The organism is Sphaerimonospora cavernae, from assembly GCF_042435035.1.
Taxonomy (GTDB): domain Bacteria; phylum Actinomycetota; class Actinomycetes; order Streptosporangiales; family Streptosporangiaceae; genus Sphaerimonospora; species Sphaerimonospora cavernae.
Genome location: NZ_JBHMQT010000003.1, coordinates 481,502 through 504,364 on the forward strand (window position 1 = coordinate 481,502; position 22,863 = coordinate 504,364).

The following is a 22,863-nucleotide window of genomic DNA, read 5'->3' on the forward strand; positions in this document are numbered from 1 at the left end:
GCCCGCCGTACGGTATAAATTAGTGACCCTCTGATTACATTCGATTACATAGGGGTGATCGTGTCGGGAGTGATCGGGCCGCGAAGCGGCAGGCGTGTCGTACTGGCCACGGTGGCAGGACTCGGCACGCTGGCGCTGGCCACGACGGCCTGCGCCGGCGGGAAGGTCGCTCCGGCCGGGTCCGCGACAGGCATGGACCGGCTCCAGTGGACGCACTGCGAGGAGGCCGCGTCCTCGGCGGGATTCGAGTGCGCGAAGATGCCGGTGCCACTCGACTACGACAAGCCGGATGGCGAGAAGCTCGACATCGCCCTCATCCGCATGAAGGCCGCCGACCCCGCCAACCGGATCGGCTCACTCGTCTTCAACTTCGGCGGCCCCGGCGGCTCGGGTGTCAGCACCCTGCTCAACGCCGCCCAGGCGTTCAGCACGCTCGGCCGCCGCTACGACCTCGTCAGCTTCGATCCGCGCGGCGTCGACCGCAGCAGCGGGATCAGGTGCCTCGACGGCCGCCAGATGGACCGATACCTCGCCAACGAGCCCGGCGACACCGTCGCGGAGGAGACCCGGCTCATCACCGACTTCGCCAAGGGGTGCGAGAGCAAGGCCGGCAAGATCCTTCCGTACGTCGGCACCGTGAACGCGGCCCGCGATCTCGACCTCCTGCGGCAGGCCCTCGGTGAGTCGCACCTCAACTACTTCGGCTTCTCCTACGGCACCCACCTGGGTTCGGTCTACGCCACCCTCTTCCCGAAGATGGTGGGCCGCATGGTGCTCGACGCCGCCGTGGACCCGACCGTGAGCATGCTGGACATGGCCAAGACCCAGGCGCTGGGCTTCCAGAAGGCCTACGAGGACTACCTGGCCGACTGCGTGAAGACCCGGACAAGCTGCCCGCTCGGCGCCGACGCCACCGCGGCCAACGACAGCGTGCTGAAGCTGCTGCGCTCCGTGGAGCGCAAACCGCTGAAGGCCGGCGACCGCGAGGTCACCGAGGACGTCGCCAGGACCGCGATCATCCAGGCGCTGTACAGCAAGCTCACCTGGCCACTCCTCACCGAGGCGCTCAGGGACGCGATGAAGAAGGGCGACGCGCGCGGGCTGCTCACCCTGGCCGACCAGTACGGCGGCCGCCGGCCGGACGGCTCCTACGCCACCCTGCAGTTCTCCCTGCCGGCCGTCCTCTGCGTGGACTCCACCGACCGGCCCAGCGTGGCACAGGCGGGGGAACTGGCCCGGCGCATGGCGAAGCGGTCACCCATCTTCGCCCCCACCATCATCAGCGCCGGAAGCTGCAGCACCTGGCCGGTACGCGGGGACGACGCCGCCAAACACGTCGACGCTTCCGGGTCGGGCCCCATCGTCGTCGTCGGCGTCACCAACGACCCGGCCACGCCGTACCAGTGGGCGCCACGCCTGGCCCAGCAACTGCGCACCGCCGTTCTGCTCACGCTGGACGGTGAGGGTCACGGCGCGTACGGCCAGAGCAAGTGCATCGACTCGGCCGTCAACGCCTACCTCCTCGACGGCAAGGTCCCCACCGACGGCCTCCGCTGCCCCAAATAAACCCCCACCCCCCAAAAAACCCAACCCCCAGGACGTGATCTTGCAGTGCGCACCGCAAGATCACGGAGGGCATCCGGCCTGGTCAAAGGTATTGCTTGCGATTATCTTCAAGATCACGAAAGGGGAGTGCGCAGATCAGCGCACTCCCCTGCGAGTATTCGCAAGATCACCACCTGTTGGTGGGATCAGTCGTTGAGGTGTCGGCGGAGGTAGGACTCGACCTGGTCGAGAGCGACCCGCTCCTGGGCCATGCTGTCGCGCTCGCGGATCGTCACGGCATGGTCTTCGAGCGTGTCGAAGTCGACCGTGATCGCGAACGGCGTGCCGATCTCGTCCTGTCGGCGGTAGCGGCGGCCGATCGCGCCGGCGTCGTCGAAGTCCACGTTCCACCGACGGCGTAGCTGCGCGGCGAGGTCCCGGGCCTTCGGCGACAGGTCGGCGTTGCGCGACAGCGGCAGCACGGCCGCCTTGACCGGAGCCAGCCGGTGGTCGAGCCGCATCACGGTCCGCTCCTCCATCACGCCCTTGGCGTTGGGCGCCTGGTCCACCGTGTAGGCGTCGACGAGGAAGGTCAGCGTCGCCCGGTCCACGCCCGCGGCGGGCTCGATGACGAACGGCACATAGCGCTCGCCGGACTCCTGCTCGAAGAACGACAGGTCAGTACCGGACGCCTTGCCGTGCGCGGTCAGGTCGAAGTCGGTCCGGTTGGCGATGCCCTCCAGCTCACCCCACTCGCCGCCGGTGAAGTTGAACCGGTACTCGATGTCCACGGTCCGCTTCGAGTAGTGGGACAGCTTCTCCTTCGGGTGCTCGTAGAGCCGGAGGTTGTCCTTGTTGATGCCGAGGTCCACGTACCAGCGCAGCCGCTCGTCGATCCAGTACTGGTGCCACTCCTCGTCGGTACCCGGCTTGACGAAGAACTCCATCTCCATCTGCTCGAACTCGCGGGTACGGAAGATGAAGTTGCCGGGAGTGATCTCGTTGCGGAAGGACTTGCCGATCTGGCCGATGCCGAACGGCACCTTCCTGCGCGCCGCCTGCTGCACGTTCAGGTAGTTGATGAAGATGCCCTGGGCGGTCTCCGGCCGCAGGTAGGCCAGACCCGACTCGTCCTCGACCGGGCCGAGGAAGGTCTTCAGCAGCCCGCTGAACTGTCTGGGCGGGGTGAAGGTTCCCTTGTTGCCACAGTTGGGGCAGCTGAGGTCGGCCAGGCCGCCGGCCGGCTCGGTGCCGTGCTTCTCCTCGTACGCCTCGATCAGGTGGTCGGCGCGGAAGCGCTTGTGGCAGGACTGGCACTCGGTCAGCGGGTCGGTGAAGGTGTCGACATGGCCGCTGGCCTGCCACACCTCGCGGGCGAGGATGACGCAGGAGTCCAGGCCGACGACGTCGTCGCGGCCCTGCACCACGGCCTTCCACCACTCGCGCTTGACGTTGTTCTTGAGCTCGACACCGAGAGGTCCGTAGTCCCAGGACGCTCGCAGACCTCCGTAGATCTCACTCGACGGGAAGACGAGCCCGCGGCGCTTAGAGAGGCTGACGATCGTTTCCAGTACGTCGGTGCGACGTGCCATCAGTGGAACTCCATCCGGCTGGGTGTCGGCGTTGAGATCAGGATCAGACAGATCAGACAAGTGAGGTCAAATCCGGACATATCAGGTTGAATCAGAGCAGGTGAGGCCGGGCACCTGCCCGAGTCTGTGGACAAGCTTAGGGGACTCCCGCGCCCTCTCGCTCAGATGTCGCCGACAGGCGTTTCCGGGAGGCCGTAAACCCCCTCGAACGCGCCGGGCTCATTGATCATGAGCGTCATCAGCGGGTACATGGCCATCCTTGCCGCCGAGAGCGCCCGCCGGTAGAACCCCGCGCCCTCCCACTCGCTGACCAGCGCCCACAGAGCGGGTTCGTCGACCGACCTCGCCAACTGCCCGCGCACGTATCCGGGCTGCGCGGCCAGCACCTCGAGGATGGCGCGCGCGCCCGAGGCGAACTCCTCTGTTCGGGAGCCGGGAACCGAGTAGCGGATCAGCGCGATCACGGGTCCAAGCATGCCATGCGCGCCGTACGGCTCCAGCCGCCACCCGCGTCCGCCTTCCGCCGCCTCCCTGCGAGAAGGCCGTCCCCGTGTGAGAAGGCCGCCTCCCTGTGAGAAACGGAGGAAGCCCGACATGGCCTAAGCTCGGCTTGTGGGAAGCGAAACCGATCCGAAACGGCGGCGCCCGACCAGGGCGGCCCGCTCGCTCCCGGCTCACCCGCTGGCCCGCGAGCAGGCGCGCCCGGCGGCGGCCTCACGGCCGGCACGGCGTCCGCTGCCCGCGGGCGAATCATTCTTCACTCCCGGGGCGACCGGCGTCAGGCGGGCGGTCGAACTGAAGAGCGCCGCGCCGCTGGTGTTCCTGTTCCGACTGCCACGCTGGCTGCTTCCGGTCGTCATGATCGTGCTGCTGCTCGTCGGCCTCGTCGTGCCGGACTGGCGGGGGGCCGTGGCCGTGCTTCCCGTGCTCGCGTTCGTCGTCTGGCTGGCGTACCTGTCGTGGCCGTCGCTGCGCGTCGGCGGGCGCCTGCTGCGAGTGGCGCTCAGCACCTTCCTCATCCTGCTCACCGCCACCCGCTTCGGCCTGATCTGATCGACCCGATCGGCCGATTTCGACCCCTCCCGATAGCCTGGTCCGGCTCCTGACCTGCCTTCGGTAGATTCTAGGGCGAAGCCGTACACAGGAGACATCATGACCAGGAGTCCCAAGAGCCGCGAGGCCGTACACGAGATCCTGCGTCAGAGCCCGGGCTTCCGCAGTGCCCAGGACGTGTTCGCCGAGATGCGTGCGGACGGCGCGAAGATCGGCCTGACCACCGTGTACCGGGCGCTGCAGGCACTGCAGGACGACGGCCGCGTCGATGTGCTGCTCACGGCCGACGGCGAGTCCGTCTACCGGGCCTGCGAGAGCGCCGCCCATCACCACCATCTCGTCTGCCGACGCTGCGGGCTCACCATCGAGGTCGCCAACCCCGACGTCGAGCACTGGGCCGACGCCATCGGCGTCGAGCACGGCTTCAGTGAGATCACCCATACCGTTGAGGTCTTCGGCACCTGCTCCTCCTGCACCGGGACCACAGCCCTCACCGGGACCGCCAAGGGGACCACGAAGGGGATCGCATCCGAGTGATCCGCCCGTGACCAGGCGAATGTTCTGGCCACCGATGTTCTTGATGTCGCCGCGCCAGAGCCACCCGCGAGATACGCTGCCAGCGCCGCTACAGAGGAGTGCCTGCCATGCCATTCGGCCATGACATGGTGTACTCGCTGGCCACCGTGGTGGAATTGATCAACACCGCCGCCGGCGACCACGACGCGTTGGTCGACATCGATGACCTCCGAGCGTTCGTACGCAAGCGCCGGGTCAGCGGGGTCGACGCCGTGACCGTCCGGGATCTGGCCGAGGTCCGCACGCTTCGCACCGACTTCCACGACGTGTTCACCGCCCCCGACCAGATCGCGGCCGTCACCCGGCTCAACAAGCTGCTGGGCCGAACGAGCATCACGCCGAGACTCGCCGAGCACGACGGTTTCGCGCTGCACATCCACTACTTCGCCCCCGGCGCGTCGCTCGCCGAGCATCTCGCCGCCGACTGCGGGGTCGCCCTCGCGCACGTGCTGGTCGAGAACGAGTGGGAACGGCTGCGCAGGTGCCGCGCGCCGGACTGCGAGCACGTCTTCGTGGACGAGTCCAGGAACCGCTCCCGGGTCTACTGCGACAGCCGTACCTGCGGAAACCGCATGCACGTCGCCGCCTACCGCGCCCGTCGGCGTCCGGAGCGCGATCAGGGGAAGAAACGTCCGGCGGTGGGGTGATCCTGGCCGCCGTCCACGCAGACGTTCGCCCCGTTCACCCCGCTCGCCCGGTCCGACAGCAGGAAGCATGCGACGTCGGTCACCTCGCGGAGTTCGACCAGGCGGCCCATGGGGAAGTCCTCCCGGGCGAACGCCGCGAACCGCTCCGGCCGCGCCCGGCGGAACTCGTCCCAGCCGCCGCCCTCGAACAGGACGGAGCCCGGACTCAGCGCGTTGACGCGGATGCGCCGCGGGCCGAGTTCCTGTCCCAGAGCGGCGGCCAGATGGATCTCGGCGGCCTTCGCCGAGGCGTAGGACGACCTGGGGCCCGGCTTCCAGCCGGTGATCGACGCGATGATCAACGCGCTTCCCCCGCCGCGCCGTTCGAAGTACGGCACCGCGGCGCGGATGGCGTTGGCGGCGTGCAGCACGTTGACCCCATAGGTGTACGCCCAGTCATCGGGGGTCGAGTCGAGCAGCCCGCCACCTGACGCGCCGCCCGCGTTGGCCACCAGCAGATCGAGCCCGCCGAGCCGCTCGGCCGCCTCCCGGACCGCCTCGCCGAGCCGTACCGGGTCGGTGACATCGGCCTGGACGCCGTGAACCGGAACGCCCTCGTGCTGAACGCCCTCGTGTCGGGCGCCCGGCCCGGCCAGCTGTGACACGGCCTCCTCCAGCCGTGCGGCGTCGCGGCCGCAGACCGCGACGCCGACCCCTTCGGCTGCCAGGGCCTGGGCGATGGCCAGCCCGATCCCGTGCGTGCCACCGGTGACGAACGCGGTCTTCCCGTCGAGCGCGAGGTCCATGGAAAGGGGATCTTATCCGCCGAGGTGGTCAGGCGTTACTCGGCCGCACCTCGTTCGGTACGGCCCCGCCGTACCGCCTGTCGCGCTTGGCGTAGACCTCGCACGCCTGCCACAGGTCACGGCGGTCGAAATCCGGCCACAGCCGGTTGAGGAAGACCATCTCGGCGTAGGCGGACTGCCAGAGCAGGAAGTTCGACGTGCGCTGCTCGCCGGACGACCGGATGAACAGATCGACGTCGGGGATGTCGGGCTCGTCGAGGTAGCGGGCGAACACCTTCTCCGACACCTTGTCGGGCTTGACGCGGCCGGCGGCGACGTCCCGGGCGAGTTCGACGGCGGCATCGACGATCTCAGCGCGGCCCCCGTAGTTGACGCAGAACTGCAGGGTCATCGTCGTGTTGTGCGCGGACATCCGCTCGGCGTCCTCGAGCTCTTTGATGACGCTCCTCCAGAGCCGCCCGGGACGGCCGGCCCAGCGGACCCGGACCCCCATCTCGTTGAGCTGGTCGCGGCGGCGGCGGATCACGTCCCGGTTGAAGCCCATCAGGAACCGGACCTCATCAGGCGAGCGTCTCCAGTTCTCGGTCGAGAACGCGTACGCCGACAGGTAAGGGACGCCGAGCTCTATCGCACCCTCGATGACGTCGAACAGCGACGCCTCGCCCATCTTGTGGCCCTCGGTCCTCGGCAGCCCGCGCGCCTTCGCCCAGCGGCCGTTGCCGTCCATGACGATCGCGACGTGCCGCGGGACGAGGTCGCGCGGGATGGGGGGCGGGATCGCCCCGGAGGGATGCGGAGTCGGAGGACGGACCATGCTTCGAGCGTATTGCGTCCGCGAGGGTCCTCAGGCGGAGAAAACGTGCGAATCCTGTGCACGCCTCCGCGGGGTTGAAGGGGCTGGTTGAGGCATCGGGCACTCCTACCGCGTCCGGGCGGCCTCTCCGGGGTGGGACGCCCGGCCTTCCGGCCACTCCCTGTCGACCGGATCCCTGCCGGCCCATTCTCTTTCGACATGGCGCAGGGACCGGATGCCCTGCTCCAGATGCCATTGCAGGTAGGCCGCGACGAGACCGCTGCACTCGGTCCTGTGCCGGGACTCCGAGGCGTCGGCCGCCGCCCAGTCGCCGCGCAGCAAGGCGATCATCAACGCGATCGTCTCGGCCGCGGGGACCGCCGCCCCGGCCGGGCGGCACGCGCCGCAGACCACGCCACCCGACGCGATCGCGAAGGCTCGTACGGCCTCCGCCCCGCATCTGGCGCACCCCGACAGCGCGGGGGCGTACCCCGCCACGGCCAGCGAGCGCAGGAAGAACGCGTCCAGCACCAGCCGGGGCTCGTGCGTGCCCTCGGCGAGCGTGCGCAGGCCGCCCAGCATCAGCAGGAACTGGCGCAGGGCCGGCTCCTTCTCCCCCATGATCAGCCGGTCGGCCGTCTCCAGCATGGCCGTGCCGGCGGTGTAGCGGGGATAGTCGGTCACGAGCGCCTCGCCGTACGGACGCAGGGTCTCGACCTGGGTGATCACGTCGAGTGACCGGCCGGCGTGCAGTTGCAGGTCGACGTGGGAGAACGGCTCCAGGCGCGCACCGAAGCGCGACATCGTCTTGCGTACGCCCTTGGCCACGCCCCTGACCTTGCCGGTGCGCCTGGTGAGGATCGTGATGATGCGGTCGGCCTCGCCCAGCTTCTGCGTGCGCAGCACGACGCCCTCGTCCCGGTAGAGACTCACACGCCCATCCTATGGGTGTCGTCGTAGGCGGCCGCGGGTGATGACGGCTGAGCTCGATAAGGTGAATATTCGGTAATGATGGGCTGGTGACGGACGCCTTAGTCGTACGGTGTGCCCGGAGTGCACCGGTTCAGCCGAAAGGTCACTAAGCTTTGGCCTCCGGCGGATTTTTCCCGCGCCGGTCAAGCCAGGGAGTGTCCTGTGGGTCTCGCCAGGGCGACGATCCGGGGGCACGTCCTAGAGCCTGATCCCCCTGTCGCTTGAAAGGTTGCCATGACCCGCGTGGTCCTGCTGGGCACGCCGCCCGGCCCGATCGGTTCTCCACCGCCAGGCGGCCAGCCCGTGTCGCCGGCGGACATCACGTTGGCGTCGCTTCCCGGAGCTCCTTCGGTGTATGGCAGGCTGCTCGGGCAGCTCGCCTCACTCGATCCCGAGCCGACCACCATCGCCCGGCCCGCCGACGCCCCTGCCTTCAGGCAGTGCGTATCCGCTGCGGGCCGGGGGAGTGTCGTGGAGAGCCGCGACGTGGCCGGGGACCTCCGGGCGCTCGCCGACGCGGTCGAAGACTCGACCGACAACCTGCTGATCCTGCCCGCGCAGTCGCTGGTACACGACGAGCTGATCTACCAGATCGACAAGGCCAAGCGGCACGCCCTCGCGCTGATCCTCCGCGAGGAGCGGCCCGAGGACGCGCCGGAGGAGCCCCCCATCGAGGAGGCGGAGCCCGAGATCGGCCGGAAGACGTTGGAGGGTCTCCCCCAGCGCACCCGGGCCGGCCGCGGGCGGGTGATCTCGGTCGGCACCGCGTACCACGCCGTCACCCGGCCCAACGCCGCGCTGCTGGGACCGCTCCACCTCCACCAGCGGCACGCCGCCGTCCTCGCCGAGGCCGCCCGCGAGCTCGCGGACATGGCCCACCTGTTCGGTCCCGAGGACGACGTCGTCGAGTTGCTCGTGCTGGGCCTCGTACGGCGCGGCGTGCGGGTCAGCGTACGGGGCCGCCGGGACCTGTTCTACCGCCGGATCCACACCCAGCGGGGGGCGGAGGAGGCCCTGGGGGAGATGGCCGGGTTCAACGAGGACCGGGCCCGGCTGGACAACGCCGTCAAGGGCGCCGACGGCTTCTTCACCACGTTCTTCGTCAGCACCTATTCGAGGTTCATCGCGCGCTGGGCGGCCCGCCGTGGCCTGACCCCCAACCAGGTCACCCTCATCTCGATCTTCCTCGGCCTGCTGTCGGCCGGCGCGTTCGCGACCGGCACCCGGTGGGGTGCGATCGCCGGTGCCGTGCTCATCTACTTCGCCTTCGTCTTCGACTGCGTCGACGGACAGGTCGCCCGATATGCCAGGAAGTTCGGCGTGTTGGGGGCCTGGTTGGACGCCACGTTCGACCGGTTCAAGGAATACGCCGTCTTCGTCGGCCTCGCCGTCGGAGCGACCGTGTCCGGGCAGTTCGGGGACGGAGAAGGGATCTGGACCCTCGCCCTGGTGGCGCTGGGGCTTCAGTCGGTCAAGCACCTGCTCGACTTCTCGTTCGGTGCGGCCAACCGGCGCAGGCCGCCCGTGCCGCTGCCCACGCTTGAGTTGACGGTCGCCGACGACCGCCCGCTGCGCGAGGCACTGGAGGAGCGCAAGGCCGGCCGCGACTCCGGCATCCGCAACCTGCTCAAGCTCTGGACCAAGGCCGGGAAGTTCCGTCCCGTGCACTGGGCGCGCAAGATGATCGTGTTCCCCATCGGGGAGCGTTTCGCCGCCATCGCGATCACCGCGGCCTTCTTCGACCCCCGCGTCACCTTCCTCACGCTCGTGATCTGGGGCGGCGTCGCGACCATCTACACCCTCACCGGACGCATCCTGAGGTCTCTCGCATGATCACCCAGCCGCAGGCCACCACGATCCCCGACCCGGACGAGGAGCGCCGCCGCATCCAGACCGAGCGACTGCTGGCCTACCGGGACGACGGCCCCATCGTCACCGCCCTGAAGAGAGTGCTGGGCCGTGGTCTGCCGCCCGTGCCCGCGACGCTCGTAGCGGTGCTCGCCATCGTGGCCCTGGCCGTCGGCGATGTCCTCAGCTCGGGAGTGAGCCTGCTGGCGCCCGTGCTGATCCTCGTCGTCCTGGTCGTGCCGAGCGGGCCGAGCGACCATCTCGGCCGGCTGGACTGGCTCACCCCGCCGCTGCTGCGGGCCGCCGAGTTCCTCACGATCATCCTGCTCGGACTGGCCGAGGGCACCCCCAAGTGGCTGCTGTTCGTCCTGCTCTATGCGATCGGCTACCACACGTACGACACGGTCTACCGGACCAGACAGGGCATCTGGCCGCCGGCATGGCTCTTCCGGGCCGGGCTCGGCTGGGAGGGCCGGCTGCTGATCCTGGGTGTGGGAGCGGCGGCCGGATGGCTGACCGCCGTCGCCGCCGTCCTCACGGCATACCTGCTCGTCCTGTTCTCGGTGGAGAGCGTGGTGAGCTGGGTGCGGCTGGACAAGGCGTCCGCCCAGGCCCACGCCGACCAGGACCTCGAGCAGTCGCCCGAGGAGGCGGCCGAGCAGGTCACCGGCGACGCCGACCAGGCATAATGCCCCTCCGGTACGGCCGGGCCCAGTAGGGCTGGGCCGTACCGGCCTCAGTGGGTCTTCAGTGGACTCTCAATGGGCTCGGTCGTCGAACAGGGCCCACACGATCTTGCCGCTGCCGGTGAGGATCCACCCCCACGCGATGCTCAACGCGTCGACGAGGTGAAGGCCCCGGCCCGTCTCCGCGGACAGGTCGGGCTCCCTCGTCAACGCCGGGACTCGTTCGCTGGCGTCGCTGACGCCACAGCCGGTATGAAAGCGGCCGGTCGAATCGACGTGGTTCACCAACCTCAGCAGGATGGGCGGGCCGCCGAGATCGTGACACTGCGGATCTTGACAGTGGGGAGCGTGCCGGAGCGCGTTGGTCACCAACTCGGACACGACGACCTGGGCGTCGGGGACGAGCCGCGGGACGCCCCACCCGCGCAACGTCCTGGCGGTGAATTCCCGGGCGAGGGCGGGAGAAACACTGCCACCCTGGAGGACGCACACGACCGACGGCGGGACCTGCGGGCCTGCGACGTCGTCCTGCTCGAACATCGCGGCCAGCCACGAAGGCGCTGTCGCGGCTCCCGGCCCTGCCAGATCTGCGGTCATCGCCGTTCCCTCAGGTCGTCACCCGTCACATGTGAGTTTCCCTGTCGTCGGGTATCTTGCCCTGCGCCTTGCCGGTGCAAGCGCGCTTGCACGTGCAATTGTCGTCACTCGGGCATCGCGGCGAAGAACGCCGCGCACGTCTCGGCGAACGCCGTCGCGCGGGCCGTGGGCCGTACGCCGCGCACCGAGGCCAGCACGACGTCGAGCGGCGGCACCTCGTCGCTGATCGGCACGCTGACCACCCGGCCTCCGTCGTATGTCTGGTCGGTCGCCGCCCGCTGCGTGAGTATCGAGTAGCCGTGCCCGCCCGCCACCAGCGACCGGGCCGTCTCATAGCTGGACGTACGGAACCGCACCCGGGGCTCGCTGGCGTAGATCGTGCGGAAGTAGTCGCGGCTGCGCGGCAGGTCCAGCAGGATCATGGGCTCCCCCGCCAGGTCGGCCAGCGAGATGGCCTCTGCCTGGGCGAGCCGATGCCCGGGCGGCAGCAACGCGTGCGGCCGAGCCTGGGTGAGCAGCCGGAGGTCGAGATCGAGGGCGAGATCGGTCGCGTAGACCAGGGCGGCCTCGCACCGGCCGTCGAGCAGGGCGGCCTCCATGGCGGAGATCTCCCCCTCCGTGACCGTGACGCGGACCCCGGGGAACCGGCCCGCGAACTCGCGCAGCAGCCGGGACAGGTAGAACGGCGCGAGCGCGGTCAGGCAGCCGACGGCGAGCTCGCCGGTCAGCGAGCCGGCGAGTCCGCGGGCCGACTGGGCGAGCGCGGCGGCGTGGGACAGGAACTCCCGTGCCTCCACGAGGAACCGCTCCCCCGACCGGGTGAGCGACAGCCCCCTGGCATGATGGCGGATCAGCAGCTGGACGCCGAGCTCCCGCTCTACCTGGGCGATGGCGGCCGAAATCGCCGACTGCGCCACCATCAGCTCTCTGCTGGCCGCGGTCATGCTGCCGAGCTCGGCCGCGGTCACGAAGTAACGCAGCTGGACGAGTGTGAAGTTGACGTCCGCCACGCAACCCATTGTGACCGTCTCAGTCGCGTACGGCTGCCGCAACTGGGAGGAACTTCGGCTGCTTTTCCGCTGACTTTCCGCGCGGATGATCAGGAGTTTTCCCGCTGCGAAATCCGGGTGCCGGGCGCGACGCCGACGGCGGTGATCAGCCGGAGGCCGTTCGGTGGGCGAGCCACACGAGCGACTCGGTGATCTGCTGCTGGGACAGACCGAGCGTGCGCCGCTGGAACTGGTAGACCTCGGGCGCGAGCGGGGCCAGGAGAGCGTCCACCACGCTCTCGGGTTCTGGCACGCCGGCCTCGGCGAGCAGCATCCGGACATGGGTGCGCCAGAAGCCGTAGGCGCCGGTACGGAGACGTGCGCCTCCGGTCTCCGCACCGAGGACGAGATGCAGGTGGCGCTCCAGCAGGTCGATCATGGCGACGTAGAAGGCGGCGAGCCGCCCGGCCGGTGCGGTGCCGGGACCGAGGGGCGGCGGACCGGTCAGGATATGCCCCTGAAGCTGCCGCTCGTGCTCATCGAGCAGCGCGATCGCGATGGAGGCGGGGTCCGGATATCGGCGGTAGAGAGTGGCCCGCCCTACCCCGGCCTCCTTGGCGATCTCATCCATCGTGACGTGCCGCGCGTCTTTCGTCGTGAACAGCCGTTCGGCGGCCTTCAGTACGCGCATGCGATTGCGTGCGGCGTCCGCTCGCTCGCGTGCCGGCCGTCGCACACCCGGCCCCGCTTCCGGATGGAGCATCGGGAGTTCGCGGTGTTCTGGACCCATCGGAGGTGCCTTCCCCGCTGGAACGTGGCCGTTGCGCCGGCTCCCGCCGGGGTTCGCCAACCCGTTGTTCATAAGCCCATGGTAGGCCCTCGACGGAACTATATGGACAGAGTGTCCACTTATCGAATAGTGTCATCCGGACACCATGTCCACTTCTGTCGAAGAGGATTCCCATGCATGCCCTGTTCCTCGCCGCGGCACTGCTGGTCGGCTGCTTACTGGCAGTGCAAGCCTCAGTGAACCTCCAGCTCAACAAGGCCGTCGGCACTCCGTACGGTGCCTCCACACTGCAACTGGGTGTGGCGACCGCCCTGCTGGCGCTCCTCGCGATCGCCGTGGGCGCGATCGGCGCGATCCGCCTGGTGCCCGACGCCCCGTTCTGGCATCTGCTCGGCGGCCTCGCGAGCCCGCTCTACATCACCAGCGGCATCCTGCTGTTTCCCCGGCTGGGCGCCCTGGCCGCCGCGGGGCTGTTCGTGACCGGCCAGATGTTCGCCTCCCTGGGGCTGGACCTGTTCGGTCTGCTCGGCATAACACGCAAGCCGCTCAGCGCGGGGATCGCGCTCGGCGCGCTCGCCGTTCTCGTCGGCATCACGGTCATCATCCGCGGCCAGCGCCCCGGGAAGACTTCCGCGCAGCCGGGACCGGCGTCGGGACCGGTGCCGGGACCGGCGTCGAACTCCGGCGGCGGCTCCGTCCGCGCCGCCGCCGCCACCGTCACCGCACCGGCCCGGGCGGCCACCACGCCCTCTCCGTCCGTCAAGCCCGGGGGCCTCGGCCAGATCGGCTGGATCGTGCTCGGCATCGTCGCGGGCGGCGTGCTACCCGTCCAGGGCGCGGTGAACGCCTTGCTGCGCGACGACGTCCACCAACCGCTGACCACCGCGCTGATCAGCTTCATCGTCGCGACGATCACCATCGCCGTGGTGCTGCTCGTCCTGCTCGCACTCCGCCGGACTCCCCGGCCGCGGTTCGCGCCGCTCAGCACGATGCCGTGGTGGGGATGGCTCGGTGGCGCCTGCGCGGCGGCCTACGTCACCGCCACCTTCACGCTCATCCCGACGATCGGCGCCGCCACCACGGTCGCGCTCACCGTGACCGGGCAGCAGGTCGCCTCGGCGGTAATCGACAATTACGGCCTCTTCCGACTGCCCCGGCGGCCGCTCACGACTCCCCGTCTGACCGGTCTCACGCTGCTCATCGTCGGCTCGGTGCTCGTCCAGCTCACCTGAACCACCGAAAGGACCCCCTCCATGCCCTCCAACCTTCGCACGCCATACCAGGCCGCACCCGATGTCTTCGCACTGCCGTCGTCGCTGCCCATCGCCGGCGCGGGTCTGCTGCCTGTCAACGCGTACCTGATCCGCGGCCCGGAGCCGATCCTGGTCGACACTGGAATGGCGATCGACCGCGGGTACTTCGAGCAGGCCCTGTGGTCCCTGGTCGATCCGACGGAACTGCGCTGGATCTTGCTCACCCATGACGACCGGGACCATGCCGGAAACCTCAAAGAGATCCTGATGGCGGCGCCACGGGCCAAACTGATCACCAACGGCCTGGCCATCGCGCGTCTCGGAGAGGAATGGGACGTTCCGGCGAACCGGGTGATCCAGGTCAACCCCGGGCGCACACTCGACCTCGGGGGCAGGAGCGTCTCCCTGCTCCGCCCCCCTGCCTACGACTCCCCCTCGACGCTGGCTCTGTACGACCTCACAACGCAGTCGCTGTTCAGCTCAGACAGCTTCGGCGCGGTCCTTCCAGGGCCGGCCGAGAACGCACAAGACATCCCCGAGGCCGTCTACTTAGCCGGCATGGCCCTGTTCACCAGGGCCAACGCACCATGGACCGCACTCGCCGACCCGGCCAAGTTCGACGCCGTGCTGGACAACCTGGTCCGGCTCGGGCCCAGGCGGATCCTGAGCTCACACGGCGCCACCGTCCTGGACCGCACCGAGACCCTCGCCGCGACGATGCGCTCGGTCCCCACCATGACCCCGTGGTTGCCGGACGAGGACGTCCTCGTGGAGGCTCTGCTCGCCGAACACGAGGGCACGGCACTCGGCGTCGACGCCGCCTGACCGACATCCGCCGCACAAGGAGAACATCTTGTCCGTGACACCGCAGAGTTCCTCCCGGGTCGACCTGACCCCGGAGCCCGGCACCATCACCATCTTTTCTGATATTTGGTGCTCTTTCGCCCATATCGCCATCCATCGGCTTCACCAGACGCGGGAGCGCCTGGGCCTCACCGGGCGCGTTCAGTTCGATCACCGGGCCTTTCCCCTGGAACTCCTCAACGACGCGCCGAGCCCCAGACCGGGAACCGACAGCGAGGTAGGACGGATGGCCGCCCAGGAACCCGCCGCGGGATGGCAGCTCTGGCAGGCCAAGGACTGGCTCTACCCGTCCACGACGCTCCCCGCGCTGGAGGCGATCCAGGCGGCCAAGGAGCAGGGATTCACCGCCTCCGAGCAACTCGACCTGGCGCTGCGGCGCGCATTCTGGGCCGAGTCCAGGTGCATCAGCAATCGCAAGGTCATCCTGGACGCCGCGGCGTCCACCGGCGTGGTGGACGTCTCCGCCCTGGCCGCCGCGCTGGATGACGGCCGAGCGCGCCGCGCCCTGTCGGAACAGGCCGCGATCGCGGCGACGGACCAGGTGAACTGCAGTCCGCATCTGTTCCTTCCGGATGGCACTGATCATCCCAACCCGGGGATCGAGGTCAGCTGGGCCGGCGGCTACGGCATAGGCTGGCCCGTCGTCGCCTCCGACGACCCGACGGTGTTCGAGGACCTCCTCAAGCGCGCAGCCGCCTGACCGCTCCCTCGCCCCCTCCCTGACGTCGTAAATACTCGAGAGCTCCCACCGGGAGTTTCGAGCAAAATAATCGGTCGACTCTCAATCGGCGTGCGTAAGAATAAGGACGCGCGCCGATTCTTTTTGGACACCCCGAACGCCGTTTACACTTCCGACCATACCCCGACCGCCGACGGTCACCCCTCACCCATCTTTCCCATTCCATTCCACGTGGAACGAATCTCAATCACACCCTTGACTTCTCCGCACGTGCGAAGTAATTTCATTTCTGGCACCCGGAACCGTACCGAATCCACATAAAGCGGCTTTCGAACTCTCCAAGGTTTCCGGACGCAGGAGAAGACCTGTCAGTCTCTCCAAACGCACGATTCCTCCAGCTCTTGCGCCACCCAAAGGTCCGCACCAGTGAAGGGATCCACCATGAACCGCGCCCGCACCGAAATCACCGACACGCTGCTCGACCAGTCCCAGGCCCCGGATATCTCGGCGCTCGTCGACCTCACGCAGCACGAGATCCAGGCCCTGAAGACCAGGTACAACCTGGCCGACGCCCACACCCACCAGCGCCAGTCCCCCAGCCAGGACAAGATAGTCTCGCGCCTGCCCGACTTCTGGTACGAGGCCGAGGAAAACCAGCAGGCCTATTTCGAGCAGCGTTTCATCGACGCCTTCTTCCGACTGCACAAGCAGCCCACGGCCGCAGCCGCCGGCAAAACCTGGCTGTCGTATTCCGCAAGCGTCTCGACAATGGTCGCGGCCATGTACCTGATGCAGCGGAAGATGTCGGTCGGCCTTATCGAGCCGTGCTTCGACAACCTCGTAGACCTGCTCAAGCACATGCAGATCGAGCTCTCGCCGCTACCCGAGGAGTCATTGGCCGACCCGGCTCACATCTATTCGAACCTCAAGGCTCTGAAATCGGACGCCCTCTACCTCGTCGACCCGAACAACCCGACCGGATTCAGCCTCCTGCAGTACGGGATGGAGGGATTCCGGGAGGTGGTGCGCTACTGCAAGGACCACGGGAAGCTACTGATGCTCGACCTGTGCTTCGCGTCGTTCGCCCTGTGTGACGAAAACATCGGCCGCTTCGACATCTACGAGCTTCTCGAGGAATCCGGCGTCTCCTACATGGCGCTGGAGGACACCGGCAAGACCTGGCCGGTACAGGACGCGAAGTGCGCGATGTTGACCGTGAGCGACGACATCAAGGATGACGTCTACAACATTCAGACGGCCGTGCTGCTGAACGTGTCGCCGTTCGTCCTCCACTTCCTCACCCAGTACGTCGAGGACTCGATCGAGGACAACTTCGCCTCGGTACGCGACGTGATCACCGAGAACCGGGCGATGGCCGTCAAGGCCATGCAGGGCACGATCCTCGAGTACGTCGAACCCGTGGTGAACACGAGCGTCGCCTGGTTCCGGGTCAAGCCGGCCGATCTGACCGCGACCGCCCTCCAGGAAAAACTGCTGGAGAGCGAGGTCTATGTGTTGCCCGGCACGTACTTCTACTGGAACGACCCGGCAAGAGGGGAGCGCTATGTCCGCCTCGCGCTCGCCCGCCGACCCGGAACGTTCGCCTGCGCTATGAACCGGATGCGAGAGGTGCTGCTGCGCCATGAGCAGTGAACCGTTCCTGGACGCCGCCCTGTTCATGGGCATGCACAGCAGCGACGACGAGGTCCGCCGGGGCTGCAAGCGCTTCTTCACCGAGCGCCTGCCCGGCGGCCGGGTCCTGATGAGCCTGGAGCACGTCGGGCGCTGTGACGACCTGGTCTGGCGGTACCCCCGCCAGACCCAGGACGACTACTACCCGTTCATGGACAATCTCCACACCGACATGGCGATCGACCGCATCGCCTACGACGAAGACGACCTGCGTCTCGCCCTGGAGATGGGATCGCTGTCCGGGCTGCCGCCGCACGAGCGGCTGCTCGTGGCGATGGCGATACGCCGCGACACGGTCGTGGTGACGGCCAGCCCCCGGCTGCTCGGTCGACGCGACCTCCCGGTTCACCCGATCGAGTCGGCCGAGCGGGAGCCCGTCTTCCCGGCCGGCCTGGAACAGCTCTACGAGCGGTCCCTGGCCTTGCGAATCGACATCGACAACCTCTGAGGTGGCTCATGTATTCAGGAACCATCGTTCCCCTGATCACGCCGCTGGCCGAGACGGGCGCGGTGTCCGAGCAATCCGTACAACGCCTGATCGATTCGATCCGCCATCAGGTCACCGGGCTGATGCCCACCCTTTCCAGCGGAGAGGGGTGGAAACTGTCGGAACAGCAGTGGCACGACATGGTCTCGTACACGGTACGTCACTCAGCGGGGCTGCCGGTGCTGGCCGGCATCCAGTTACCGACGACCGAACAGGTCATCGCCAGAGCCGAGACGGCCGTCTCACTCGGCGTGGCCGCCATCGCGGTGACCACCCCGTTCGCGCCCGGACTCGCGCAGGAGGAGATCTACAGCCACTACCGGGCGCTGCGCGCGGCCGTGCCGATTCCGCTGTTCATCTACAACGAGGAGGCGCTGTCGGGCAACCAGATCGCGCTGGACACGTTGCTGCGGATCTGCCGCCTTCCCGGCGTGGTCGGGATCAAGGAATCCAGCGGGTCGGCCGAGTTCACCAGGAAACTGGTCGCGGCAGACCTCGGGATCCCGGTGTTCGAGGGCTGGGAGAACCTGCTGCACGAGGTGCCCGGTGTCGCCGGTTTCGTCGGCCCCCTGGCCAATCTCGAACCAGGGCTGTGCAACGACATGCTGGCCGCCCCCTCCATGGAACGGCAGAAGGCGATCGACGCCGCCTGCGAACGATACGGCCTGTTCCGCGACGACTGGTACCGGAGCGTCAAGAAGGAGCTGTGTCGACGAAGGGTCATCGACACCGACGCGACAGTCGAAGATGCGAGGTGACGGCATGCGGCTGCGACCTGGCGACTCCGACCAGAAACGGCTCTACGTCTACAACCGCTCTGTCCTCACCCCCCAGCAGTACACCGAGCTGTGGGCCATCGAACGGGACTGGGTGGTGCGCCGCGCCGCCGAGCACGAGGAGCGTGCCCCGAGGTTCGGCTTCCGCATCGAGCTGATCGACGCACTGCACGATCTACTGGCCAAAGAGCAGGCCGAGCCCTCCGACGGCGAGTACTTCCTCGCGGAGGAAGCCACCCTCGACCAGTTCGGGGTGGTAGCGGCGGAGTTCGCGGTGGACGGCCTGGTGGAGTCGCAGTCCCACCTCGGCATCCTCCAGCGGCTGCCCTCCCGGTCGCGCATGGCCGTCCTGCGCGTGCTCATCGACGAGTTCGGCTGCGGCAACGACGACATGGAGCATTCACACCTCTACCGGGACCTGCTCACCGAGTTGGGCATGCCCACTGATCTGGAGCACTACGTGGAGCGGGCCGGGGACGCCAGCTTCGCCTACGTCAACCTGTTCCACTGGCTGGCCGATCGCGCACCGGAGCCCGAGTACTTCCTCGGCGCGTACGCCTACTTCGAGGCCAGCGTGCTCTACGCCTTCAAGCCCTTCGCGGCGGCGACGAAACGGCTCGGCATCGCGAGCGACAGATATTACACCGAGCACCTCTACATCGACAGTTTCCACTCGAAGCAGATGCAGACCGCGATCCGGGGGCTGGGCGAGCACCGCGAGGTCGATCTGGCGAAGGTGTGGGCCGGCATCACGCTCACCAGCGAGATCATCGGGGAGGCCACGGCGGCAGCGATCACCAGGGCGAGAGTGGCGGCGGCATGAGCGGCCGCCCGCAAGCCGACGCCTCGCTGCGCCAGATCTCGCCCGACCTGCTGCTCATCGAGGTGGCGGGCAAGCGGATCGTCACCCAGGCGGAGTGTCCGCACCGCAGAGGACTGCTGCGGTTCGGCTACCTCAACAGCCGTACGCTGCGAATCACCTGCCCGCTGCACCACTCGGCATTCGACCTGCTCACTGGACGGCAGGTGGCCGGCCCGGAGTGCGGATCGCTGCGCGTCGAACTGCTGCCCGGGGACGCCGCGCCTCCCCGGGCGGCGCCAGCCGACGAAGCGGAAGACGGCGCGGAAAGGGACGCGCCGTGACCACGCGCGAACTTCCCCCCCAGGTCCGCTCCGTCGCCACAGGCAGTCGGGTGGAGGCGCACGGCGTCGGCCGGATTCCGGAAGCCGAACGCACGGCGTCCGCACGCGAGTTCCTCTGGATCTGGCACTCGGCCCAGTTCTCCCTCGGCACCGTCGTGCTCGGCTCGGTGCCGATCACATTCGGGCTGAGCTGGGCCGCCTCCGCCGGCGCGATCCTAGTCGGGCTGCTGATCGGGACCGCGGTGTTCGCACCGCTGGTCCTGTTCGGCAAACGCACCGGCGCCAACGATCCGGTCTCCAGCGGCGCGCACTTCGGTGTGCGGGGACGGATCGTCGCCAACGTGATCACCATCGTGGTGGCGATCGGCTTCTTCTCGATCGCGGTGTGGACCGGTGCCACCGCCGTCCTGGCGGCCGGGCAGCGGATCCTCGGCACCCCCACGGGCCCCGGAGCGCTCGCGGTCGCCATGCCGTTGGTGGCACTGGCGGTCGTGGTGGTGGCGGTGTACGGCTACGGCGCGCTCCTCGCCACGTACAAGGCCATGACCGTGCTCGGCGGGCTGGTGCTGCTGGCGCTGGTCATGGTGCTGCTGCCGGATTTCGCCCCGTCCGGCGGAGGAGGGGAGTACGCGCTCGGCGATTTCTGGAGGACATGGCTGCTCGCGGTGTCTTTCAGCGCGACCCTGCCGATCTCGTACTCCACCTTCCAAGGCGACTACAGCCGCTACCTCGCTCCGGGCGTTCGAGACCGGACCGCGGTGGCGTACAACGCCGTCGCGATGTACCTGAGCAACGCGCTCGCGCTCATCACGGGCGCGTACGTCACGACGATACTGAAAGACGAGACGGTACCGTGGAACATGGGGGTGGCGGACGCGGTGCCGCACTGGTTCGCCGCCGTGGTGATCGTATTCGGGTTCGCCGGCACACTGCCCCAGGCGGCGCTCTGCCTCTACGCGGCGGGGCTGTCGGCCAACTCGATCCTGTGGCGTCTCCCCCGGGCCGCCGGCACCTGGCTGATGTCCCTGCTCGGTGTCGCCGTCCTGTACCTCGGGGCGATCGTCTTCGACGCGGTCGAGTCGATCTCAGCGTTCGTTCTGATCCTGCTCGTCCTCGTCTCGCCGTGGACGGCGGTCATGCTGGTCGGATTCGCGGCCCGCCGCGGACGGTACGAGCCGGACGAACTGTACGGCTTCGCCCACCCCGACCGGCGTGGACGGTACTGGTACCTGGCCGGGATCAACCCCCGCGCGCTGGGGGCATTCGTCCCCGCGGTGCTCCTCGGTCTGCTGTTCGTGAGCAACACGCTCTACACCGGCCCGCTCGCCGGTCTGGCGGGCGGCGTCGATCTCAGTTGCCTGGTGCCGTTCTGCACGGCAGCCCTTCTCTACTTCGTGCTGTGCCGGCTGTTTCCCGAGCAGCCGGCCGCCCCGATCGGAGGTGATTGACATGAGACGAGATCCACGGCTGCCCGCGACGCCGGACACGATCGTCGTCTTCTCCGACCTCAACTGTTCCTTCGCCCACCTCGCCGTCCACCGGTTGCACCAGGCGCGGCGCCGACTCGGTCTGGAGGGTCTTCTCAGGTTCGACCACCGGTGCTTCCCTCTGGAGTTGTTCAACCGCACGGTGAACGAGCGCCCCGGAGTGGACTCGGAGGTATCCGTCGTCGGCGCGCTCGATCCCGGCGCCGGATGGCGGCTACGGCAGGGGCCGGACTGGTCCTATCCGGTCACCATGTTGCCGCCCCTTGAGGCGGTACAGGCGGCGAAGGCCCAGGGCCTGGGGGCCTCCGAACAACTGGATCTCGCGCTGCGCAGGGCATTCTGGGCCGAGGGGCGATGCATCTCGCTGCGGCACGAGATCCTGGACATCGCGGCCGGAAGCGGTTGCGTCGACGTCGACGCGCTCGCGCAGGCGCTGGATGACGGCCGCGCGCGGTCGGCGGTGATGGACCAGTTCACCGCGGCCAGACATGGACGAGTCACGTGCAGCCCGCACGTTTTCCTGTATGACGGGACCGATTTCGCCAATCCGGGCGTACGAGCGCGATGGGTCAACGGCGACTTCGGGGTGGGCTTCCCCGTCATCGACGCCGACGATCCGACGATCTACACGGACATCCTGGCCAGGGCCGCCGACCTCGCCGCCATGGCGGCCTGACCCGGCGGCGCCGCCACAGCAGCCCGCGGACACGACCTGGTGCGGCCGACAGCGTGGTCGGCCGCACGGCCGCGTCTGCGACATCGCGGCCTCGTCACCGGTATACAGGTCGACGTGAAGGTGGACGAGCTGGACCGCGCCATCATCAGGGCTCTTGTAGAAGACGCGCGCGCAACATATGCCGAAATAGGCAATCAAATCGGGCTGTCCGCTCCGGCGGTCAAACGCCGGGTCGACCGACTGGTCGCGACCGGCGCGATAACCGGGTTCAGCGCCCGGGTCGAGCCGTCTGCCCTCGGGTGGACGACTGAGGCGTACGTCGAGCTCTACTGCCGCGGCAAGACCTCGCCCGCGGAGATCGGAGCGGCGGCCGCCAGGCATCCGGAGGTCGTCTCGGCCTGCACGGTCACCGGAGAGGCCGACGCGCTGCTGCACATCCGCGCGACAGACGTACGGCACGTGGAGCGCGTCATCGAGCGCATCGCGGCCGAGCCGTTCGTGGTGCGGACCAAGAGCTCTATCGTCCTGTCCCGCCTGATCAGCGGATCACACTAGGCCCAGGCCCACTGCCTCACCAGCCCTCCCCCCTCCCCCGTGATCTTGCGAATACTCGCAAGCCACCGCTGCGATCTGGGCAAACCCATGTCGCGATCTTGTAGATACTTGCAGTCAGGCCGCCTGAACTGCATTTATCCGTTTCGTGATCTTGCAGTTGGCCCCGAGTGCAAGATCACGAACACCGTCTTCGCTGATCATCGGACAGGCCTGCGAGAAACTGCAAGATCACGAATGAAAAGTGGCTGTTCAGAGCACCGACGTGCGAGTATTCGCAAGATCACGGCCAGGGGGGTTAACGGATCGCCGCGAGCGGGCTGAAGACGCAACCGATCCACCTGAAGGCGCAACGAGCACGCATTGGTTGCGCGGCCCCGG

At 68.3% G+C, this 22,863-nt stretch carries 25 protein-coding genes; 17 read left to right on the top strand and 8 right to left on the bottom strand.

The window, feature by feature from the left end:
* The first annotated feature begins 69 nt into the window (after positions 1–69).
* A complete protein-coding gene (locus ACFHYQ_RS02725) occupies positions 70–1,566 on the top strand; it encodes an alpha/beta hydrolase (RefSeq protein WP_394299427.1) in 1,497 nt (498 codons plus the stop codon).
* 185 nt (positions 1,567–1,751) lie between these two features.
* On the opposite strand, the gene ACFHYQ_RS02730 is transcribed toward ACFHYQ_RS02725, so the two are convergent.
* Positions 1,752–3,137 (bottom strand): glycine--tRNA ligase, encoded by a 1,386-nt coding sequence (locus tag ACFHYQ_RS02730; protein ID WP_394299428.1) that lies wholly within the window; start codon positions 3,135–3,137, stop codon positions 1,752–1,754.
* Between the two features lie 161 nt (positions 3,138–3,298).
* A complete protein-coding gene (locus ACFHYQ_RS02735; RefSeq protein ID WP_394299429.1) occupies positions 3,299–3,601 on the bottom strand; it encodes an antibiotic biosynthesis monooxygenase family protein in 303 nt (100 codons plus the stop codon).
* A 148-nt stretch (positions 3,602–3,749) separates the two neighbouring features.
* Between ACFHYQ_RS02735 and ACFHYQ_RS02740 the strand changes: the two genes are divergently transcribed.
* The 3 genes from ACFHYQ_RS02740 (at position 3,750) to ACFHYQ_RS02750 (ending at position 5,413) form a co-directional block, all read left to right on the top strand.
* The gene (locus ACFHYQ_RS02740) at positions 3,750–4,190 is read left to right on the top strand and encodes a DUF6703 family protein (RefSeq protein ID WP_394299430.1); all 441 of its coding nucleotides are present in this window, start codon (positions 3,750–3,752) and stop codon (positions 4,188–4,190) included.
* Positions 4,191–4,289: 99 nt separating this feature from the next.
* A complete protein-coding gene (locus ACFHYQ_RS02745; RefSeq protein WP_394299431.1) occupies positions 4,290–4,727 on the top strand; it encodes a Fur family transcriptional regulator in 438 nt (145 codons plus the stop codon).
* A 107-nt stretch (positions 4,728–4,834) separates the two neighbouring features.
* A complete protein-coding gene (locus ACFHYQ_RS02750; RefSeq protein ID WP_394299432.1) occupies positions 4,835–5,413 on the top strand; it encodes a CGNR zinc finger domain-containing protein in 579 nt (192 codons plus the stop codon).
* Here the strand turns inward: ACFHYQ_RS02750 and ACFHYQ_RS02755 are convergent.
* The 3 genes from ACFHYQ_RS02755 to recO form a co-directional block, all read right to left on the bottom strand.
* Entirely contained in the window at positions 5,383–6,198 is an 816-nt protein-coding gene (locus ACFHYQ_RS02755) for an SDR family NAD(P)-dependent oxidoreductase (protein ID WP_394299433.1), read from the bottom strand. The two genes, ACFHYQ_RS02750 and ACFHYQ_RS02755, sit on opposite strands and share 31 nt — an antisense overlap.
* 28 nt (positions 6,199–6,226) lie before the next feature.
* Complete coding sequence (locus ACFHYQ_RS02760; RefSeq protein WP_394299434.1) at positions 6,227–7,012, bottom strand: isoprenyl transferase; 786 nt, start codon at positions 7,010–7,012, stop codon at positions 6,227–6,229.
* A 105-nt stretch (positions 7,013–7,117) separates the two neighbouring features.
* On the bottom strand, positions 7,118–7,924 hold the full coding sequence (gene recO, locus ACFHYQ_RS02765; RefSeq protein WP_394299435.1) for a DNA repair protein RecO: 807 nt from the start codon (positions 7,922–7,924) through the stop codon (positions 7,118–7,120).
* A 273-nt stretch (positions 7,925–8,197) separates the two neighbouring features.
* Between recO and ACFHYQ_RS02770 the strand changes: the two genes are divergently transcribed.
* Both ACFHYQ_RS02770 and ACFHYQ_RS02775 read left to right on the top strand, forming a co-directional pair.
* The gene (locus ACFHYQ_RS02770; protein ID WP_394299436.1) at positions 8,198–9,796 is read left to right on the top strand and encodes a CDP-alcohol phosphatidyltransferase family protein; all 1,599 of its coding nucleotides are present in this window, start codon (positions 8,198–8,200) and stop codon (positions 9,794–9,796) included.
* Positions 9,793–10,500, top strand: coding sequence for a DUF5941 domain-containing protein (locus ACFHYQ_RS02775; protein WP_394299437.1), 708 nt, complete (start codon positions 9,793–9,795; stop codon positions 10,498–10,500). The genes ACFHYQ_RS02770 and ACFHYQ_RS02775 overlap by 4 nt, the downstream gene beginning before the upstream one ends.
* 69 nt (positions 10,501–10,569) lie before the next feature.
* On the opposite strand, the gene ACFHYQ_RS02780 is transcribed toward ACFHYQ_RS02775, so the two are convergent.
* From ACFHYQ_RS02780 to ACFHYQ_RS02790, 3 genes are all read right to left on the bottom strand, one after another.
* Positions 10,570–11,094 (bottom strand): ATP-binding protein, encoded by a 525-nt coding sequence (locus tag ACFHYQ_RS02780; RefSeq protein ID WP_394299438.1) that lies wholly within the window; start codon positions 11,092–11,094, stop codon positions 10,570–10,572.
* Positions 11,095–11,198: 104 nt separating this feature from the next.
* Entirely contained in the window at positions 11,199–12,113 is a 915-nt protein-coding gene (locus tag ACFHYQ_RS02785) for a LysR substrate-binding domain-containing protein (protein WP_394299439.1), read from the bottom strand.
* Positions 12,114–12,249: 136 nt separating this feature from the next.
* A complete protein-coding gene (locus tag ACFHYQ_RS02790) occupies positions 12,250–12,873 on the bottom strand; it encodes a TetR/AcrR family transcriptional regulator (RefSeq protein ID WP_394299440.1) in 624 nt (207 codons plus the stop codon).
* A gap of 173 nt (positions 12,874–13,046) precedes the next feature.
* Here ACFHYQ_RS02790 and ACFHYQ_RS02795 point away from each other — a divergent pair, with 173 nt between their 5' ends.
* The 11 genes from ACFHYQ_RS02795 (at position 13,047) to ACFHYQ_RS02845 (ending at position 22,485) form a co-directional block, all read left to right on the top strand.
* Complete coding sequence (locus ACFHYQ_RS02795; protein ID WP_394299441.1) at positions 13,047–14,105, top strand: DMT family transporter; 1,059 nt, start codon at positions 13,047–13,049, stop codon at positions 14,103–14,105.
* Positions 14,106–14,126: 21 nt separating this feature from the next.
* Complete coding sequence (locus ACFHYQ_RS02800) at positions 14,127–14,951, top strand: oxygen-binding di-iron domain-containing protein (protein WP_394299442.1); 825 nt, start codon at positions 14,127–14,129, stop codon at positions 14,949–14,951.
* A 34-nt stretch (positions 14,952–14,985) separates the two neighbouring features.
* Complete coding sequence (locus ACFHYQ_RS02805; RefSeq protein WP_394299650.1) at positions 14,986–15,690, top strand: DsbA family oxidoreductase; 705 nt, start codon at positions 14,986–14,988, stop codon at positions 15,688–15,690.
* A 420-nt stretch (positions 15,691–16,110) separates the two neighbouring features.
* Positions 16,111–17,322: a PLP-dependent aminotransferase family protein gene (locus tag ACFHYQ_RS02810; protein ID WP_394299443.1), complete on the top strand. Its 1,212-nt coding sequence runs from the start codon at positions 16,111–16,113 to the stop codon at positions 17,320–17,322.
* Positions 17,312–17,809, top strand: coding sequence for a DUF6190 family protein (locus ACFHYQ_RS02815; protein WP_394299444.1), 498 nt, complete (start codon positions 17,312–17,314; stop codon positions 17,807–17,809). The genes ACFHYQ_RS02810 and ACFHYQ_RS02815 overlap by 11 nt, the downstream gene beginning before the upstream one ends.
* An 8-nt stretch (positions 17,810–17,817) precedes the next feature.
* Positions 17,818–18,606: a dihydrodipicolinate synthase family protein gene (locus tag ACFHYQ_RS02820; protein WP_394299445.1), complete on the top strand. Its 789-nt coding sequence runs from the start codon at positions 17,818–17,820 to the stop codon at positions 18,604–18,606.
* Between the two features lie 4 nt (positions 18,607–18,610).
* The gene (locus tag ACFHYQ_RS02825; protein WP_394299446.1) at positions 18,611–19,447 is read left to right on the top strand and encodes an iron-containing redox enzyme family protein; all 837 of its coding nucleotides are present in this window, start codon (positions 18,611–18,613) and stop codon (positions 19,445–19,447) included.
* On the top strand, positions 19,444–19,767 hold the full coding sequence (locus tag ACFHYQ_RS02830; protein ID WP_394299447.1) for a Rieske (2Fe-2S) protein: 324 nt from the start codon (positions 19,444–19,446) through the stop codon (positions 19,765–19,767). Before ACFHYQ_RS02825 ends, ACFHYQ_RS02830 begins: the two co-directional genes overlap by 4 nt.
* On the top strand, positions 19,764–21,215 hold the full coding sequence (locus tag ACFHYQ_RS02835) for a purine-cytosine permease family protein (protein ID WP_394299448.1): 1,452 nt from the start codon (positions 19,764–19,766) through the stop codon (positions 21,213–21,215). Before ACFHYQ_RS02830 ends, ACFHYQ_RS02835 begins: the two co-directional genes overlap by 4 nt.
* A 1-nt stretch (position 21,216) precedes the next feature.
* Positions 21,217–21,930, top strand: a complete 714-nt coding sequence (locus tag ACFHYQ_RS02840) for a DsbA family oxidoreductase (protein ID WP_394299449.1) — start codon at positions 21,217–21,219, stop codon at positions 21,928–21,930.
* Positions 21,931–22,044: 114 nt separating this feature from the next.
* Complete coding sequence (locus ACFHYQ_RS02845) at positions 22,045–22,485, top strand: Lrp/AsnC family transcriptional regulator (RefSeq protein WP_394299450.1); 441 nt, start codon at positions 22,045–22,047, stop codon at positions 22,483–22,485.
* Positions 22,486–22,863 lie beyond the last annotated feature (378 nt).